The following is a 16,645-nucleotide window of genomic DNA, read 5'->3' as shown; positions in this document are numbered from 1 at the left end:
GCATGACACGCGCTGAAGAAAGGCGTCTGATCGAGAGGGCCACCGCTGGCGACAAGGCCGCGGCGGACGCTCTCGTCAGGGCTCACCAGGCGTCCCTGTACGCGTACCTGCTCCGGCTGAGCGGTCGCCCCGACATCGCGGAGGACATCACCCAGGACGCGTTCGTGCGCGTGCTGCTGCACCTCGACCGGTTCGAGCCGACCTATCGCTTCAGCACCTGGCTGTTCACGATCGCCAAGCGGTTGTACGTGAACGCGATGCAGAAGCACAAGCCCGTGTATGACAGCGACACGGTGGGGGCGTGGGGCCCGTCGCCCGGCAGCGGCCGGTCGTCGAAGTCCGGCTTCGACCCCAACGACAGCGTGTACGGGCACCCCTACAGCCCGGCGTCCAAGACCGAGGAACGGGACGCCAACCGTGCGGCGTTGCGCGACGCGCTCTCGGACCTGACCGATGAACAGCGAGAGATCCTGATCCTGTTCCACCAGCACGACTGGCCGATCTCCGTGATCGCCCAGCACATGAACATGCCCGAGGGCACCATCAAGAGCCACCTGCACCGGTCGCGCAAGCGCCTTCGCGTGGCTCTCGAGGAGCGCAGCCCTTCGCTCGCGCAGCGTTTCGTCGAAAGGGGCCTGGCGTGACGCAGGTGGGATCGAACCAGAACGGCACGCCCGATGGTCCCGCGAGGGGCGCGCAGTCCGACGAGGCGCGCCTCGACGCGCTGCTCAACGCGTTCTTCGATAAGGAACTCTCTGTCGACGATTCTTCGTCGCTCTTCAAGGGCCTGCGCACTTCACCCAAGAAGGCGCGCGAGTTCGCCGCGACCCGGCGTGCGCTCGAGGGCCTGAAGGATCTCGACCCGGCGCCCGACCTCGCCGATCAGATCCTCTCCGCCGTCGATCGCCAGCGTCCGTGGCTTCGCGACCGCGATGTCTGGGGCGTGCGCATCGGTCGAGCGGGTCTCGTGGCGGCGCTGCTGCTGGCGCTGGGCGGGACGCTGATGCACCGGCGCGCGACACCCGACGCCCAGATCTGGAACCCGGCGCCTGCGCCGGTGACCGACCTGGTGCGCTCCAGCGGCGAGGCGACCTCGCTGACGCGCGAGAGCGCGCAGGCGGCGATGATCTCGCTGCGGAACGAGGCGACCCGATTCGCTCCATCGCGCTCGGCGCAGAGCGTCGCGGGGCTCGCGTCCTTCAAGCCGGGAGTCCCCGATCCCGAGGCGTGCGCAGATCTGTACGCCGTCTCGTTCAAGCCGGTGGACGCGGGCCAGTCGTCTCGACGCACGCGCGGCATGGCCGCGACGGGCTTCGGCGTGGCGTCACGCTCCGAGGGCGACCTGATCATCCTCCGTCTCGTTCCCGGCGACGAGCCGGGCGAAGGCGGATCCACCGTGGTGACCTTCCGACCGAGGTGAGCGTGCGTGTCGTTCGGCTCATTCTGATCGCGTTCGCGGCGATCCTCGTCGCGGCGCCGGGGGTGGCTCGCGCCGATACCTCCGGCGAAGAACGCGAGGCCCGTCGGCTCTCGCTCCGAGACGAACTCGCGCAGCTGCCCGACGACATCGACGTGGCGATCGTGGTCCGCGGGCTCTCCAGACTCCGGGCGACCGACGCCGGCGCGCTCGCGTCGGGAGCGATGGTCGACCCGGCGTTCGACGAGGTGCGGGCTCGCTGGGGCGCTCTGAGCGACGCGATCGGGCTCGATGCCCTCGCGGCGTTCGACGCCGTGCTGGGCGACCGGGTGATCCTCGCGGCCCGAACCCCGGCCGGGGGAGTTGCCGACTGGACGCTCTGGACCGATGTCTCGTCGCGGACCGAGTGGCTGCTTCGCAAGCAGCTGAAGGTCTCGCCGCGGACGATCGTCGCGGGGCAGACGCTCTACACCGTGGAGCGAGGCGCGCTGGACCTCACCTTCACGCGTCCGTGCGCGGATTGTCCCGGCATCGCGAGGCTGATCCTGGCGCCTTCGGGATCGGCGCTGTTCGAGCGCGCGGTCCGGGGGGGGCGGCGCGTCGAGGGGGCGCCATCGCATCGCTTCGTGACCGAGTTTCTGGCCGAGAACCCGGACGCCGACGCGGCCATGATCGCCCGTCTTCCCAAGCGTGAGAACGCGTGGGTGTCGATGGGCGCGACGGTTCGCGGCGAGGAGATTTCCGTTTCCGTCCGCACGTCGAGCCCCGACGCCGACCCGGTCGGAACGAAGGCGCGGTTGCTGAGGGGCTGGAACGAGCGTGCCGTGTCCTCGATCGCGCGCGACGCGATCGTCGCGATCTTCGATTCGGGCGGGTCGGCGCTTTCGGAGGCCGCCTCGCTGGTCGAGCCGCTGTTCCCTCGCGGGATGCTGGCCCCCGACGCCGCCGACGCGGAAGGCGTGCTGAGCGGGCGCGAAGTCGCGATGCTGATGCCGACGGAGACCGGCGGCGTGGCGCTGCTCGCGGTGGTCGAACTGCTCGACCTCGAGCGCGGCGCGGTTCTGGGCGACACCGCGATGGACACGATGCTCGAATCCTTCGGCGTGCGCCCGAGGAACTTCTCCGGCGTCCTGCCCTCGGCGGTGCGGAGCGTTGAAGAATCCGGGGTATCGCTGTCCTGGGTCTACCGAGCGTCGAGCGCGAGTGAGCCGGCGGCGCCGGTGGGCGTGCGAACGCCCACGCCGGGGTGGTGGATGATGACGACCGATCCGGGGCTGTTCGACGACGCGACGGCGCGTCTTTCGACTGCTGCCCTCGAGGGGCAGGGTGTGGGCGCCTGCGATGGCGCGTCGGGGGCGCCGGGGGCGCCTGGGCGTTTCTCGGACGGCCAACCGGGCGAGGGCCGTCGCGGGGCGTCCTCCGCCCGCGCGTTCGCAGTCGCCCGACCGTCCCGGCTTGTGGAGACGCTGGAGCGAACGGGCGTGACAACGCTGCCTGCGCTGGCGGGGCTCCGCGCCGTGCGAGAGGTCCGGTGGAGGGAGCTGGGCGTCGAGGGCGGCGTGATGCGAGCCGAGATCACCGTGCTGCTGGACGAGGGGGCCGCGGCCCCGAAAGCGTCGCGCTGAAAGCGGCCTACCATTCGGTCAGCCACGCCGGCGCGCCCCCAACCGCGCCGGGAACGAATGACGCACCCATGAACCGCTGTCCTTGCCCGGGGCTCCGTCGCTCCGCCCGGACGCCGACCGTACTCGCCTCGCCCCGTCCCGGGGGGAACCTTCGCACATGACCCACGACTCCATCCGCAATGTCGCCATCATCGCGCACGTCGACCACGGGAAGACAACCCTGGTCGACCAGCTGCTGAAGCAGTCGGGCATGTTCCGCGTCGGGGAGCTGGACAAGCTCGCCGGTGGTCAGCACGGGCTGATCATGGACTCCAACCCGATCGAGCGCGAGCGCGGGATCACGATCCTTTCGAAGAACTGCGCCATTCAGTACCTCGCGACGGACGGGCGCAGCCATCGCATCAACATCATCGACACCCCCGGCCACGCCGACTTCGGCGGCGAGGTCGAGCGCGTGCTGCGCATGGCCGACGGCTGCCTGCTCGTCATCGACGCCTACGACGGCCCGATGCCCCAGACGCGCTATGTGCTGGGCAAGGCCCTCGAGCTCGGCCTGCGCCCGGTCGTCGTCGTCAACAAGTGCGACCGCCCCGACGCACGCCCCCAGCACGCGGTCAACGAGGTGTTCAGTCTGCTGATCGACCTGGGCGCCGACCACCTCGCCGAGGACTTCCCCGTGATCTTCTGCTCGGCGCGCGAGGGGTGGGCCTCGTATGACTACACGGAGCGCGGCGCCGACATGCGCCCCGTGTTCGACGCGATCATCCGCCACGTCCCCCAGCCGAACAACGACGCGAGCGCACCGCTTCAGATGCTCGTCAACACCCTCGACTACTCCGAGTATGTCGGGCGCATCGGCATCGGGCGCGTGTTCGCCGGCGTGCTCAAGGCGGGCCAGCAGGTCGCGATCCTGGAGCGTGAGGACGGCAAGCGGCGCAACGGCAAGATCGTCAAGCTCCTCCGCTTCAGCGGCCTGGGCCGCGTCGAGACCGACATGGTCGAGGCGGGCGACCTCTGCGCCGTTGTTGGTCTCGAGAACATCGACATCGGCGACACCATCGCCGACCCGAACAACCCGCAGCGCCTTCCGGGCGTAAAGGTCGACGAGCCGACGATCACGATGCTCTTCCGCATCAACGACTCGCCCTTCTCGGGCCAGGACGGCGAGTACGTCACCAGCCGCCAGCTCAAGGACCGTCTCGAGCGCGAGCTCCAGAGCAACGTCGCGCTGCGCGTCGAAGCCGGGCGCACGCCCGACGAGTTCATGGTCTCCGGTCGCGGCGTGCTCCACCTGGGCATCCTGATCGAGAACATGCGCCGCGAGGGCTACGAGCTCTCCGTCGGCAAGCCGATCGTCATCACGCGCGAGGTCGACGGGGTGACCCACGAGCCCTTCGAGCGCGTCGTCGTCGAGGCGCCCAACACCGCCGTCGGACCGGTCATGGAGATGCTCGGGTCCCGTCGCGCGGAGCTGCAGCACATGGACCAGCGCGGCGACATGACCCGCATGGAGTTCATCGCCCCGGCGCGCGGGCTCATCGGCCTGCGCGGGCGCCTGCTCACCGCGACGCAGGGCGAGGCCATCCTGCACCACACCTTCGAGAAGTACGGCCCGGCCGGCGGCGCACCTCCGGGTCGCGCCAACGGCGTGCTCATCTCCACCGAGGGCGGGCAGGCGACCGCGTACTCCATCGAGCAGATGGCGGACCGCGGCGTGATGTTCATCAAGCCCGCAGACCCCGTGTACCCGGGGATGCTCGTCGGCGAGCACAACCGCGACAACGACCTGAGCATCAACATCAGCCGCGCCAAGCAGCTGAACAACATCCGCTCGGCGAACAAGGAAGCGACCGTCACCCTCAAGGCCCCGCGCCTCATGTCGCTCGAGGAAGCGCTCGAGTACATCGAGGACGACGAGCTGGTCGAGGTGACGCCCAAGTCGATCCGCCTTCGCAAGAAGCTGCTGAACGAGGCGGACAGGCGCAAGGAATCGCGGCGCGATCGCGACCGCGAGACGGCGCGGGTCTGACGCGCGCACGAACGAGGGCGAGCCGGCGGCCCGCCCTCTGGTGTGCTCAGGATTCCGAACGACCGGTCAGCGCTTCGCGTCGACCGCTTTCTGCAGGTCGCTGATCTCGCGGCGCAGACGCCCGACGGTCTCCTGCAGCGATTCCAGTCGATCGCCCGAGAGACGACCGGACAACCTGTCGGCCCACTGCCCTGCGCTGCGTCGGAAGGTCGGGCTGGGGTGGTTGCTCGCGGCCCGCTGGAACAGTTCGACGCCGCGCTCGTCCTCGATGCCGATCAGCGCCGAAGCCGCGGCCATGCGCACCCGCTCCACGCTGTCGTAGACGAGGGGCGCGACGGCGTCGAACGCCCGTTCGCGGTCGTGCTTCGCGAGACGCGCGATGGCGCTGAGGGCGCCGGCGCGCACGCGCTGCATGTCGCCCGGGCCGATGTGGCGGATCGCCGCGTCGAGGCCCTCGGGCGCGTCGAGCGAGGCGAGCGCGCTGATTGTCGCCTGGCGGATCTGGTCGTGCTGGCTGGGCGTGTCGAGGAACGAGAGCACGAGGGGGGTGTGCGACGAGTCGCCCAGGCGCCCGATCCCTTCGATGGAAGCGGCGCGCACTGCGTAGGAGCGGTCGTTGGCCGCGAGGCGTTCGAGCGCGGGGAGCGCGCGCTTGTCGCGCGTCTCGACGAGCGCGTTCACCGCGGAGCGCCGGACACGCGGGTTGTCGATGCCCTCGCGCAGCAGGGTGAGCAGCTCGTCGGAGTGATTGAGCCGGCCCAGCGTCTCGGCGGCGCGCTGACGCAGGGCGTAGTGCTCGGTGGTGGCGCGGACGGTCGAGCGCAGTGCGTCGACCGTGTCGCGTCCGGGATGATCTCGCAGCGCCGTCACGGCGTCGAGGCGCGACGCGATCGTCGGGCCCTCGCGCAGCTGGGCGATGATCCTCGCGCGCGGCTGCACCATCTTCGGCGTCATCAGCACGTGCAGGTCCGGGTCGACGCAGACCATCTTGGGGTCGCGCGCCAGGGGGACGCGCGTCTCGTGGCGTTTGCCGGTGACGGGGATGACGATCTCCGTCCACTTCTGGCCGTCGTGGATGCGGATCGGCAGGTCGAACGCGAACGCGGGGACCTCGGGCGAGATCGCCTGGGTCTGCTCGACGACGATCCGCAGCGACTTGGACGACTCGTCCCACGAGGCGGTGGTGGTGACGTCGGGCGTGCCCGGGCGGCGCGTCCACTGCTCGAAGAAGTGCTCGAGGGAGAGGCCCGACGCCTTCTCGAGGTGCTCCATGAGGTTGTGGGTGCGGACCGTGCCGAGCCGGTGCTCGGCGACATACGCGCGCAGCGCGCCGAAGAACGCCTCGTCGCCCAGCTTCATCCGGAGCATGTGCAGGACCGACGCGCCCTTGGGGTACGGGTTCGCCGCCTTGCGGAAGTTGTCGATCGGGTCCGCGTAGAGGTTCGAGACCATGCCCGGCGTGGCGAGCGGGTCCTTCGCGGGGACCTTGTCGCGCCCGGCGGCGGAGCGGACATTGATCCATGTGTCGTAGAGATAGCCGGCGTCGTAGCCGTCGCGGTCCTCGAACCAGATGGACTCGAAGAAGACCGCGAAGCCCTCGTTGAGCCAGAGGTGCTCCCACGAATTACAGGTCAGGTAGTCGCCGAACCACTGGTGGATCAACTCGTGGGAGATGAGCGGATCGAGGTCGGCGTCTTCGAGCGCGATCTCGTCGAAGTTGGCGGTGTCGTACATCGTCGTCGCGGAGGTGTTCTCCATGCCGCCGGCGCCGAAGTTCCAGACGACGAGCTGGGCGTAGCGGGGCCAGGGGTAGGGGGTGTCGAGCACGCGCTCATAGGTCTCGAGCATCCGCGAGGTGTTCCCGTAGGTCCCGCGGACTTTGTGGCCCTCGCCCGGGGGCACATAGACGGGCATGGAGATGCGATCGCCGGGTCGGGCGACATCGACGACGTCAAACTTGCCGACGATCAGCGAGACGAGGTAGTTGGGGTGGGGTTTGTCGAGGGCCCAGTGGAATGTGCGGCGGCGGTCGCGCACGCTCTCGGAGCGCAGCTCGCCGTTGCTGCTGACGAGGTAGCCGTCGGGGACGGTGACCACGAGCTCGGTGGCGAGGCGCACGTTTGGGAAATCGTGGGAGGGGAACCAGAACCGGTTGCTCTCGGGCTGGCCCTGGGTGTGGATCTGGGCGGGTCGCCCCTCCATGCCGTTGTCCTCGGTGAGCCAGAAGAGCCCGTCGACCGGGGAGGTGCAGGAATAGGTCGTGACGATGCTTGCGTCCTTGCCGGGGGGCAGGGGCGGATCGAAGGTGACGACCAGGCGCTCGCCGTCGTAGGAGTGGGTGAGACGAGCCCCGTTGAGCTCGACCTTCTGGATGTCCAGCTCGACGGCGTTGAGGGTGAGCGTCGTGAGGGGCTTCGAGATCGGGGCGAAGGTGAGGGTCTGCACCGCCTCGAAGCGAGGGGAGTTCATGTCGGGGATGTCGATGCGCAGGACCATCCGCTTGTGGTCTGCGAGCCGGTCGGGGGGGAAGTTGCGGATGTCCTGCCCGGTCGCGCCGTCGAAACGCAGGTCGGCCATCTCGGCGGCGCCGGCGGCCCAGAGGTAGCGGTCGGTCTTGAAGTGCTGGCAGGTGTGCCCGAGGTGCTCGTGGAGTTCATGGGAGAAGGACCGCTCGCCGGCGCTGCTGACGCCCGCGGCGAAGAGGGCGACGGGCAGGCCGGCCGCCAGCAGGATCCTGGCGGCGTGGGGATAACGCTTCGAGAACGCACGCATGGGAGGCTCCGCGAATCTGGACGCGAGTGAACCGCGGACCCTGGACGGTCGGCGCGGCGGGAGGACCGGGAATGTACCAAACCTTTACGGGGTTGTTGCAACGCCCTCGGCTTGTGTTCGCGCCGATGGTCGCACTACACTTGGTCCATGCCTGACATGAACCCTGCCGGCCATGAGCGGCGGCGACCGGACGAAGGCCCCCTGGGTCCCACCGGCGCCCCCGACAGCGCTGATCTGCTTGCCTCGACACGCGACGCCGCCGCCAGCGAGTTCTACAGCCCCATACCCGACGGCTACCGCAAGGGACGGACGAAGTACGTCGTCGTCCTCGGGACGGTCATGTCCGGACTGGGCAAGGGCATTTTCGCGAGCAGCCTCGCCAAGCTCTTCAAGGACAAGGGCCTCGTCGTCGCCCCCATCAAGATGGAGGGTTACCTCAACATCGACTCGGGCACGCTCAACCCGTTCCGCCACGGCGAGGTCTTCGTCCTCGACGACGGCACCGAGTGCGATATGGACCTGGGCACCTACGAGCGCATGCTCGACCAGAACCTGACGCGCCGGAACTTCATCACGGCCGGTCGCGTGTTCAGCGAGATCCTGGAGCGCGAACGGCGGGGCGGGTACCTCGGGCGCGATGTCCAGTTCATCCCCCATGTCACCGGCGAGGTGAAGCGGACCCTGCGAGAGCTGGCGATGTACGGCGACGGCGAGAAGCCGGCCGACATCGTGTTCGTCGAGGTCGGCGGTACGGTGGGCGACTACGAGAACGCGCACTACATCGAGGCGCTCCGCGAGCTGGCCTTCGAGGAGGGCGAGGGGTCGACCTGTTTCGTCGCGCTGACCTATGTCATCGAGCCCCCGGCGCTGGGCGAGCAGAAGAGCAAGGCCGCCCAGCTGGGCATCAAGCGCCTGCTCGAGGCGGGCATCCAGCCCCACATCATCGCGTGCCGCGCGAGCAACCCGGCGTCTCACTCGGTGATGCAGAAGATCGCGATGTTCTCGAATGTGCCCCTCAAGCGCATGTTCAGCATGCACGACCGCCCGAGCATTTACACGATCCCCGACGCGATGCGCCGGTCCGGGCTCGACCGGGAGGTCCTGAGCATCATGGGCCTGCACGACCGGGTCGACTCGGTCCACGAGGACGAGGCGCGCGGGCAGTGGAGCAAGTTCACCAACGCGCTGCTGCGCCCTCGCAAACGCCAGCTGCGCGTCGGGCTCGCCGGGAAGTACGCCAGTCTGCGCGACGCCTACGCCTCGATCGACAAGGCGCTCGAGCACTGCGCGGCCCACCTCGACTCCAAGGCCGAGCTGGTGTGGATCGAGTCCGAGGACATCAATCACGCCAACGCGAGCAAGACCCTCGACAACCTCGACGCGGTCATCGTGCCCGGCGGCTTCGGGGCACGCGGCGTCGAGGGCAAGATCGCGTGCGTGAAGCACTGCCGCGAGAACGCCATCCCGTACCTGGGCATCTGTCTTGGCTTCCAGGTGGCGGTCATCGAGTTCGCGCGCCATGTCCTTGGGCTCGAGGGCGCCAACAGCACCGAGTTCGACCCCGCCACGCCGCACCCGGTCATCAGCGAGCTGCCCGACCAGAAGAAGATCGAACTCCTGGGCGGCACGATGCGCCTGGGCGGGCAGGACGTGCAGCTGACCCCCGGCTCGCTCGCGGCGCACCTGTACGGCTCGACCTCGGTGCGCGAGCGTTTCCGGCACCGCTACGAGGTCGAACCGGCGTACATCGAGCGTCTCGAGGGCGCCGGCATGGTGTTCAGCGGGCGTCACCCGAAGCACCCGATCATGCAGTTCCTCGAGTTGCCCCGGCGCGCGAAGCACGACGGAGCCCCGTCGCACCCGTACTTCGTCGGCGCGCAGTTCCACCCGGAGCTGACGGGGCGCCCGCTGCGCCCCCAGCCCATGTTCATGGGGCTGCTGGCCGCGGCGATCCGCCGGCGCGAACCCTCGGCCGATGTCGGTCGCTGGGCGTTCCCCGACGACCGCGACGACGAGGGCCGACCTGCCGGCGAGGTCCACGTCTCGCGCGGCGATCGGGCCACGCTCCACGCCTGATTCGCGCGCCGGAACGCCCTAGCGTTGGCCCTCGTGCACGACATGCCCTGGTACATCCCGCTGCTGATCTTCGCTGCGCGAGTGTGCGATGTGTCCGTGGGAACGATGCGCGTGATGCTGGTCGTGCAGGGCAAGCGTTACGCCGCCGCCTGCCTGGGCGTGGTCGAGGTCACCATCTGGGTGCTCGCGGTGCGCGAGGCGCTGCTGCACCTGCCCAACCCCTTCGCGATCATCGCCTACGCCGGCGGGTTCGCGACGGGCACGCTGATCGGGATGACCATCGAGGACAAGCTGGCCTTCGGCTACCGCGCGGTGCGCGTGATCAACCCCGAGGCAGACACCGACCTCGCGCGCACGCTGCGAGAAGAGGGTTATCGCGCCACGAAACTCACCGGCTACGGGCGCGACGGCCCGGTGGACGTCGTGTTCCTGGTCGTGCGCCGTCGAGGGGTGCGCGAGCTGCTGCAGCGCCTCAGCGAGGCGGCGCCCCGCGCGTTCGTGACCATCGAGCGGGTCGAGCAGCCGCACGGAGGGGGCTTCGAGCGCCGCGCGGCGGGCCTGCCGGGTGCGCTCACGGGCGGGCTCAGGAAGTAGCGACCGCGACTCGGAACCCCCGCTGGCGGGCCGGGCGTTGACCCTCCCGGGCTCGCGGATACAGTCCGGACCGGCGCGTCGGGCTGTGTTCCGCCCATCGCGTCCGACGGCGATGTAGCTCAGTCGGTTAGAGCGAGGGATTCATAAACCCTAGGTCGGAGGTTCGAATCCTCCCATCGCCACTTCGTCCCCGCCCAGCCCCGCTCCACGCGGGGCTTTCGCGTTTTGTCGGGCACGCTGCGCTCACGAGGGGCTTGCTCGCGGGCCGATAAGCCCGGCTTGGACCCAGCGATCAGCGTCATCCTGCCTACCCGCGAACGAACCGGCAAACTCGGCTCGTGCCTGCGCGCGTTCGCGACGCAGACCCTCCCGCCCGACCGCTTCGAGGTCCTCGTCGCCCTCGACGGCGAGGACGCGGAATCCGACCGGCTCGTCACCCGCCTCGCGACCGAGACGCCCTTTGCCCTGCGCCTGATCCGCTGCCCGGCCCGCGGCATCGCGCACGCCAAGAACGAACTCCTCGGCGCGGCGCGCGGACGCTTCGTGCTGTCCATCAACGATGACATCCTCCCCGAGCCCGGCTTCGTCGAGGCGCACCTGCGCGCGCAGGAAGAAGCGCTCCCCCGCGGCGGCGCGATGGTCCTCGGCGCGACGCCATGGGTCGTCCACGAGCCCGACCGGCTCTTCGACCGCATGATCCGCGAGACCTCGATGGTCTTCTTCTACGACCGGATGCTCGCGTCTCCCCACCTGCACGACGCAGACCACGACTGGGGCTTCCGGCACGCGTGGAACATGAACCTCTCGATGCCGCGCGACGCGGCACTCGACGCCGGGGGGTACACGGTCTTTCCCGACCCGATCTACTACGAGGATCTCGAACTCGCGCACCGGCTCCAGCGCGAGCGGGGCATGCCGGTGCTGTATCGGCCCGGCGCCGTCGCGCTGCACGATCATCGGTACGAGCCGCGCGGCTACCTCGCTCGCGAAGAGGTCCTCGGACGCACCGCCTGGGGGGTGGCGCAGACGCGACCCCTGTTTGCGCGCGAGGTCTTCGGGCGTGACATCACCACCGAAGCCGAGGCAGCCTTCTGCCGCGACAGCGTCGAGCGTGACCGGGCGCTGGCCGATCGTCTGCGCGCGTCGTTCGAGCGGACGGCGACGCTGCCTTCGGGCGCGATCGACGGCCGACAGCCGGGCTTCCTGATGAACGCGCTCTACGAGCAGCACCTGGCGCTCAAGCGGTGGCACTGGCGGGTGGGGTTCCTTCGCGCCGTCGACGGCGTTCGGCACGACGGCGTACAGCGGGAGGCCCACCTCGCCGGGGATCGGGATCTTCGCGCAGGAAACGCCTTTGGGACTGCAGTGGGTGGGCGGGCTGGCCGATAACGGGAGCGGCGGTCCGAGAAAGCCGCCCTCTGTTTGTCTGCCCACGCCGACCCACCCCGCGCGGAGCGCCGCATGTCGAGCATCGAAGTCTGGTACGCGATCCCGTCCGCCAACCCCGAGCTCTGCCGCAAGACGCTGCCGGTGTGGCGTGAGATGGGCTATCGCATCGCGGTGCTGCAGAACTACGAGGAGGGTCGCATCCCGGCGGACATCACCGTCTGGCGCGACTCGTACCCCGGGTGGGCGCAGTCGATCAACATCCTCTGCAAAGAGGTTGTGCCCAAGAGCGCGTCGATCGTGGTTTCGGGCGGCGACGACATGCTGCCCGACCCTCACACGCCGGCGCACGCGATCGCGCGCCAGTTCATGGACCGCTTCCCCGATGGCTTCGGCGTCATGCAGCCCCAGGGCGACGCGTATATGGAAGCCGAGCACTACTGCGGCTCTCCCTGGCTCGGGCGCGGGTGGATCGACCGGATGTACCACGGGCGCGGGCCGATGTGGGGTGGATACACGCACAACTGGGCGGACCTCGAGCTCTTCTGGCTCGCGAAGGGCCTGGACGCGCTCTGGCAGCGTCCCGACCTCGCGCAGCACCACGAGCACTTCTGGCGCACCGGCGAGGGCAAGCCCAAGTACTGGTCGAACAATGTCGAGCCGAAGGACCGGGCCGATGTCCAGCTCTTCATTGCGCGAAGCTGGCAGAACTTCCCGGGCCACGAGCCCCTGGCCGGCGCCAAGCACACCAAGAGCCCGGTCTTCAACCCGACCCCGATGCGCGAGGACACCAAGCGCCTCGCCGAGCGCCACTGGATGAACATGTACGGCGGCGCCGGTCTGGGCGACACCTGGAACACCCGCATGACCGGGGCTCTCCAGCGCTGCGCCGATCAGGGAATGAAGCGTGTCGCGCTCTTCGGCGCCGGCACGCACACCAAGGGGCTCGGCGCTTCGCTGCGCAACCCGCCCGCGACGGTCGTGGCGATCATCGACGAGAACCCCGACCTGCGCGGCACGACGCTCTGGAACTACCCCATCGTCTCGCTCGAGGACGCCCTCACGCTGAACCTGGACGCGGTGATCCTGTCGTCCAACAGCATGGAGGAGCGTCTGCTCGAGTCGGCCCTGCCCCTTCGCGATCGGGGGGTCCAGGTGATCCGGCTCTACGAGGGCGAGCGCGGGATGTGGCGGGGCGACCGGGACGAGCGAATCCGCGGCCCGATCGAGTCGGCCGACCGCAAGCGCGACACCGCGGCAGCGTGAATCGCCCTCAGAACGCCCTCAAGACCGCCTCTGCGAAGCGTCGATAACCCAGAGTCCGGGAACGCCACGCAGCGTCCCGCCTGCCGCGAAACGGAGCCACGATGTCCCGCACGCCCGAAGTCTGGTTCGCGATCCCCTCCGCCAACCCGAGGAACTGTCGCGAGGTTCTGCCCGCGTGGCGCGACATGGGCTACAAGGTGGCGATCCTGCAGAACTACGAGCGGGCCGAGATCCCAGCCGACATCTGCGAGTGGAGCGACACCTACCCGGGCTGGGCGCGGTCCATCAACATCCTCGCCAAACGCATCGTTCCTCGCAGCGCGGGGATCATCGTTTCCGGCGGCGACGACATGCTTCCGGACCCGAACCTCACGGCGAGCGAGATCGCCGAGCAGTTCTTCGAGCGGTTCCCCGACGGGTTCGGCGTCATGCAGCCCATCGGCGATGACTACATGTGGGCGCCGCATTACTGCGGCTCGCCCTGGCTCGGCCGGCGCTTCTGCGACCTGATGTACCAGGGTCGCGGGCCGATGTGCGAGGGCTATGCGCACAACTGGGCGGACAACGAGCTGCACTGGGTCGCGCGAGGGCTCAACGCCCTCTGGAAGCGCCCCGACCTCTCGCAGCGCCACGAGCACTTCACCCGTCGCGGCGAGGACAAGCCCGCCTACTGGACCACCGCGGTGCAGAACAAGGACAAGCTCGACGTCGAGCTGTACATCGCGCGCAAGTGGGCCGACTGGCCGGGGCACGAGCCCCTCCCCGGGCCGAACGGGAAGATCTGGAAGTACGACCCGGCGCCGCTGCGCGAGGGCGACAACCGTCTCGCCGAGCACCACTGGACGAACCGCTACTCGCCCGATCGCGTGACGCAGGCCTGGGTGAACCGCGCGCGAGAGGCGCTCGAGACGTGCCGCGATCGGGGGCGCCGGCGTGTGGCGCTCTACGGCGCCGGCACGCACACGCGTCAGCTCGGCGCGCTGCTGATGGAGCCCCCGGTCGAGATCGCGTGCATCATCGACGACAAGCCCTCGCTGCGCGGCGCGAAACTCTGGGGTTTCCCAATCGTGACGCGCGACGAGGCGATGCGCATGTCGCTGGACGCGGTGGTGCTCTCGGCGAACAGCCACGAGGACGCCCTGTGGGCGCAGAGCGAGCCGCTGCGCGCCGCGGGCGTCGAGGTCATCCGCCTGTACGGGGACGAGTCCGCGATGCACGCCGGCCCGCTCGCGACGCAGGAAGCCACGACGAAGCGAAAGACCGCCTGAAGACGAGCCCCTTTCACTGGAGCGCCCGATGCGCCTGACGGAATACGACGCGTTCGAGATGATGTCGTGGGTCCTCGATCCGGCGAAGGAGTGGACGATCGTCGACGCCGGCGCGCACGAGGGCGTCGTGGCCGAGCGCCTTCTTGAGGTGTTTCCGCGGTCGGTGGTCTATGGGTTCGAGCCGATCCCCGAGACCTTCGAAACGCTGCGTGCGCGAGCCGAGCGACTCCCGCGTCTGCGTCCGGTGAACGCCGCGCTGGGCGACAGCAACACGACGGCCCGGATGAATGTGAACAAGAACTCGTGGACCGCGAGCTTCCTGCCGCCGAGCGAGCGGGGCCTGGCGTACCACGGCGACTGGCTCGAGCGTGAGCGGACGCAGCAGGTCGATGTCTTCCGCCTCGACGACTGGGCCGCGGAGCACGGGGTTCCCGAGGTGCATGCGTTGAAGATCGATGTGCAGGGCTTCGAGGGTGCGCTGCTCAAGGGCGCCAAGCGCCTGCTTCGCGACTCGGTTGTCGCGGTGTTTTCGGAAGCGCAGCTGATCCCCGAGTACGAGGGCGCCACGACTTTCGGCGAGATCGATGCCGCACTCCGGGAGCTCGGGTTCGGACTGCACCAGATCGTCGACATCCAGACCAAGGGTGAGCTGCAGGAGACCTCCTGCTGTGACGCGCTGTGGATCAAGCAGCCGGCCCTCGACGCGCTCCGGCGCAACCCGCCTTCACTGCCTCTCGACGAACTCAATGCCCGCCTCCGCGGGGTGTTCGACCGGCTGGCGGCGCGCGGGCTCAATCAGATCGCCATCTATGGGGCAGGCGCCCACACGCGGACCCGCCTCGCAGAGATCCTTATGGAGTGCCCGGTCCGTGTCGCGTGCGTCATCGACGACGACCCGCGACGGCAGGGCAACCGTCTCTGGGGCTTCCCCATCGTCTCACGCGACCAGGCGATCGCGATGGGCGTTTCCGCGGTCGTCCTCTCGTCGGACCTGTTCGAGGACGACCTGTGGAAGATATCCGCTGATATCCGCGCCGCCGGCGTCGAGGTGATCCGGCTTTACGGGGCGTCCGTCAAGGACGCGTCGCCCCGACGCCTCAGTGAGCTCGTGGGAGCGATGCACGCATGAAACTCCTCGACACCGATCCATTCGTCACGATGACACGCACCCTGCCGCGGGACGCGCCGCTGACGCTCCTCGATATCGGCGCGAACGAGGGCGCGGTGGCTCGGCGCATGCTCGATGTCTTCCCCAACGCCACCGTGCACGCGTTCGAGCCCGCCCCTGACATGTTCACTCGGCTCGCCGAGCGTGCCGAGCGAACCCCCGGCCTCGTGCCGCACCCCCTGGCGGTAGGCGACCGCAACGGCCAGGCGATGATGCACATCACCCGCAATCACCTGCTGTCGAGTCTTCTGCCCGCGAGCGCAGAGGGTTTTTCCGCGTACGGCCAGTGGGTGGAACGCGTGCGGACCGTTCCCGTCCGATGCGTCCGGCTCGACGATTGGGCGATCGAGGCCGGCGTGGCCCGCGTCGACGCGCTCAAGATCGATGTGCAGGGCCTCGAGCTCGATGTGCTCCGCGGCGCGACCCGGTTGCTGGGTGAGGGAACCACCTGGATCTTCAGCGAGGCGCAGCTCATCCCCGAGTACGATGGCGCCGCCAGTTTCTCGCAGATCGATCTCTTCCTGAACTCGCTGGGCTATTCGCTGCACCAGATGCACGAGATTTATCACAAAGGCCCCGACCAGCGATCCACGGCCTGCGACGCTCTCTGGGTTCGGCGCGACGCGCTGTGCGAGGTCAAGCCCCCCGAGTTCCTCGACGACGAGCGGCTGTACTGGCAGAACCGGGTCAGACGCGCGCTGGACCTCTGCAAACGCGAAGGGCTCACCCGCGTCGCGCTCTACGGCGCCGGGCAACACACCCGCGCGCTGGGCGATGTCCTGATGTCGCCAGCAGCGTCCGTCGTGTGCGTGATCGACGACGCGCTCGGTGCTTCGGGCGAATCGCTCTGGGGTTTCCCGATCGTCACACGCCAGCGGGCCATGGATATGGGCCTTGACGCGGTGATTCTCTCCGCGAACAGCCACGAGCCCGCGCTCTGGAAGGCGAGCGAGCCCCTTCGCGCCAGTGGTGTCCGAGTAATCCGCCTGTATTCGAGCGACGACCCCGCTGGCCTCGAAGCTGCCTGCGCCGCGGGTTGATCCG

12 protein-coding genes and 1 tRNA gene are annotated in these 16,645 nt (G+C 69.1%); 12 read left to right on the top strand and 1 reads right to left on the bottom strand.

The window, feature by feature from the left end:
* Positions 1 to 2: 2 nt before the first annotated feature.
* The 4 genes from KF684_00780 to typA all read left to right on the top strand — a co-directional run bounded on the left by KF684_00780 (position 3) and on the right by typA (position 5,071).
* Entirely contained in the window at positions 3 to 644 is a 642-nt protein-coding gene (locus tag KF684_00780) for a sigma-70 family RNA polymerase sigma factor (protein ID MBX3351439.1), read from the top strand.
* Positions 641 to 1,420, top strand: a complete 780-nt coding sequence (locus KF684_00775) for a hypothetical protein (protein ID MBX3351438.1) — start codon at positions 641 to 643, stop codon at positions 1,418 to 1,420. Before KF684_00780 ends, KF684_00775 begins: the two co-directional genes overlap by 4 nt.
* Positions 1,417 to 3,042 carry a hypothetical protein gene (locus KF684_00770; GenBank protein MBX3351437.1) on the top strand — a complete coding sequence of 542 codons (1,626 nt, stop codon included), beginning with the start codon at positions 1,417 to 1,419 and terminating at the stop codon, positions 3,040 to 3,042. The genes KF684_00775 and KF684_00770 overlap by 4 nt, the downstream gene beginning before the upstream one ends.
* A 157-nt stretch (positions 3,043 to 3,199) precedes the next feature.
* The gene (gene typA, locus KF684_00765) at positions 3,200 to 5,071 is read left to right on the top strand and encodes a translational GTPase TypA (GenBank protein ID MBX3351436.1); all 1,872 of its coding nucleotides are present in this window, start codon (positions 3,200 to 3,202) and stop codon (positions 5,069 to 5,071) included.
* Positions 5,072 to 5,137: 66 nt separating this feature from the next.
* Here the strand turns inward: typA and KF684_00760 are convergent, their stop codons facing one another.
* Complete coding sequence (locus KF684_00760; protein MBX3351435.1) at positions 5,138 to 7,843, bottom strand: HEAT repeat domain-containing protein; 2,706 nt, start codon at positions 7,841 to 7,843, stop codon at positions 5,138 to 5,140.
* A 147-nt stretch (positions 7,844 to 7,990) separates the two neighbouring features.
* Here KF684_00760 and KF684_00755 point away from each other — a divergent pair, with 147 nt between their 5' ends.
* From KF684_00755 to KF684_00720, 8 genes are all read left to right on the top strand, one after another.
* Positions 7,991 to 9,919, top strand: a complete 1,929-nt coding sequence (locus KF684_00755; GenBank protein MBX3351434.1) for a CTP synthase — start codon at positions 7,991 to 7,993, stop codon at positions 9,917 to 9,919.
* Positions 9,920 to 9,952: 33 nt separating this feature from the next.
* Positions 9,953 to 10,513, top strand: a complete 561-nt coding sequence (locus KF684_00750) for a DUF2179 domain-containing protein (GenBank protein ID MBX3351433.1) — start codon at positions 9,953 to 9,955, stop codon at positions 10,511 to 10,513.
* 108 nt (positions 10,514 to 10,621) lie between these two features.
* Positions 10,622 to 10,695 (top strand) — tRNA-Met (locus KF684_00745).
* A 97-nt stretch (positions 10,696 to 10,792) separates the two neighbouring features.
* Positions 10,793 to 11,902, top strand: a complete 1,110-nt coding sequence (locus KF684_00740) for a glycosyltransferase family 2 protein (protein ID MBX3351432.1) — start codon at positions 10,793 to 10,795, stop codon at positions 11,900 to 11,902.
* 72 nt (positions 11,903 to 11,974) lie between these two features.
* Positions 11,975 to 13,165 (top strand): hypothetical protein, encoded by a 1,191-nt coding sequence (locus KF684_00735; GenBank protein MBX3351431.1) that lies wholly within the window; start codon positions 11,975 to 11,977, stop codon positions 13,163 to 13,165.
* Between the two features lie 101 nt (positions 13,166 to 13,266).
* Entirely contained in the window at positions 13,267 to 14,433 is a 1,167-nt protein-coding gene (locus KF684_00730; protein ID MBX3351430.1) for a hypothetical protein, read from the top strand.
* A gap of 28 nt (positions 14,434 to 14,461) precedes the next feature.
* Positions 14,462 to 15,562, top strand: coding sequence for an FkbM family methyltransferase (locus KF684_00725; GenBank protein ID MBX3351429.1), 1,101 nt, complete (start codon positions 14,462 to 14,464; stop codon positions 15,560 to 15,562).
* Entirely contained in the window at positions 15,559 to 16,641 is a 1,083-nt protein-coding gene (locus KF684_00720) for an FkbM family methyltransferase (GenBank protein ID MBX3351428.1), read from the top strand. The genes KF684_00725 and KF684_00720 overlap by 4 nt, the downstream gene beginning before the upstream one ends.
* Positions 16,642 to 16,645: the final 4 nt, after the last annotated feature.

The sequence above is a fragment of the Phycisphaeraceae bacterium genome, assembly GCA_019636675.1.
Lineage (GTDB): Bacteria > Planctomycetota > Phycisphaerae > Phycisphaerales > UBA1924 > JAHBXC01.
The sequence above is the reverse complement of the archived record's forward strand: the minus strand, read 5'-3'. Positions and strand labels throughout refer to the sequence as shown.

What these genes read in the sequence shown, in the direction of transcription:
- KF684_00760 (MBX3351435.1), bottom strand. Translation starts at nt 7,843, where the DNA reads ATGCGTGCGTTCTCGAAGCGTTATCCCCACGCCGCCAGGATCCTGCTG.
- KF684_00725 (MBX3351429.1), top strand. Translation starts at nt 14,462, where the DNA reads ATGCGCCTGACGGAATACGACGCGTTCGAGATGATGTCGTGGGTCCTC.
- KF684_00730 (MBX3351430.1), top strand. Translation starts at nt 13,267, where the DNA reads ATGTCCCGCACGCCCGAAGTCTGGTTCGCGATCCCCTCCGCCAACCCG.
- typA (MBX3351436.1), top strand. Translation starts at nt 3,200, where the DNA reads ATGACCCACGACTCCATCCGCAATGTCGCCATCATCGCGCACGTCGAC.
- KF684_00755 (MBX3351434.1), top strand. Translation starts at nt 7,991, where the DNA reads ATGCCTGACATGAACCCTGCCGGCCATGAGCGGCGGCGACCGGACGAA.
- KF684_00780 (MBX3351439.1), top strand. Translation starts at nt 3, where the DNA reads ATGACACGCGCTGAAGAAAGGCGTCTGATCGAGAGGGCCACCGCTGGC.
- KF684_00735 (MBX3351431.1), top strand. Translation starts at nt 11,975, where the DNA reads ATGTCGAGCATCGAAGTCTGGTACGCGATCCCGTCCGCCAACCCCGAG.
- KF684_00720 (MBX3351428.1), top strand. Translation starts at nt 15,559, where the DNA reads ATGAAACTCCTCGACACCGATCCATTCGTCACGATGACACGCACCCTG.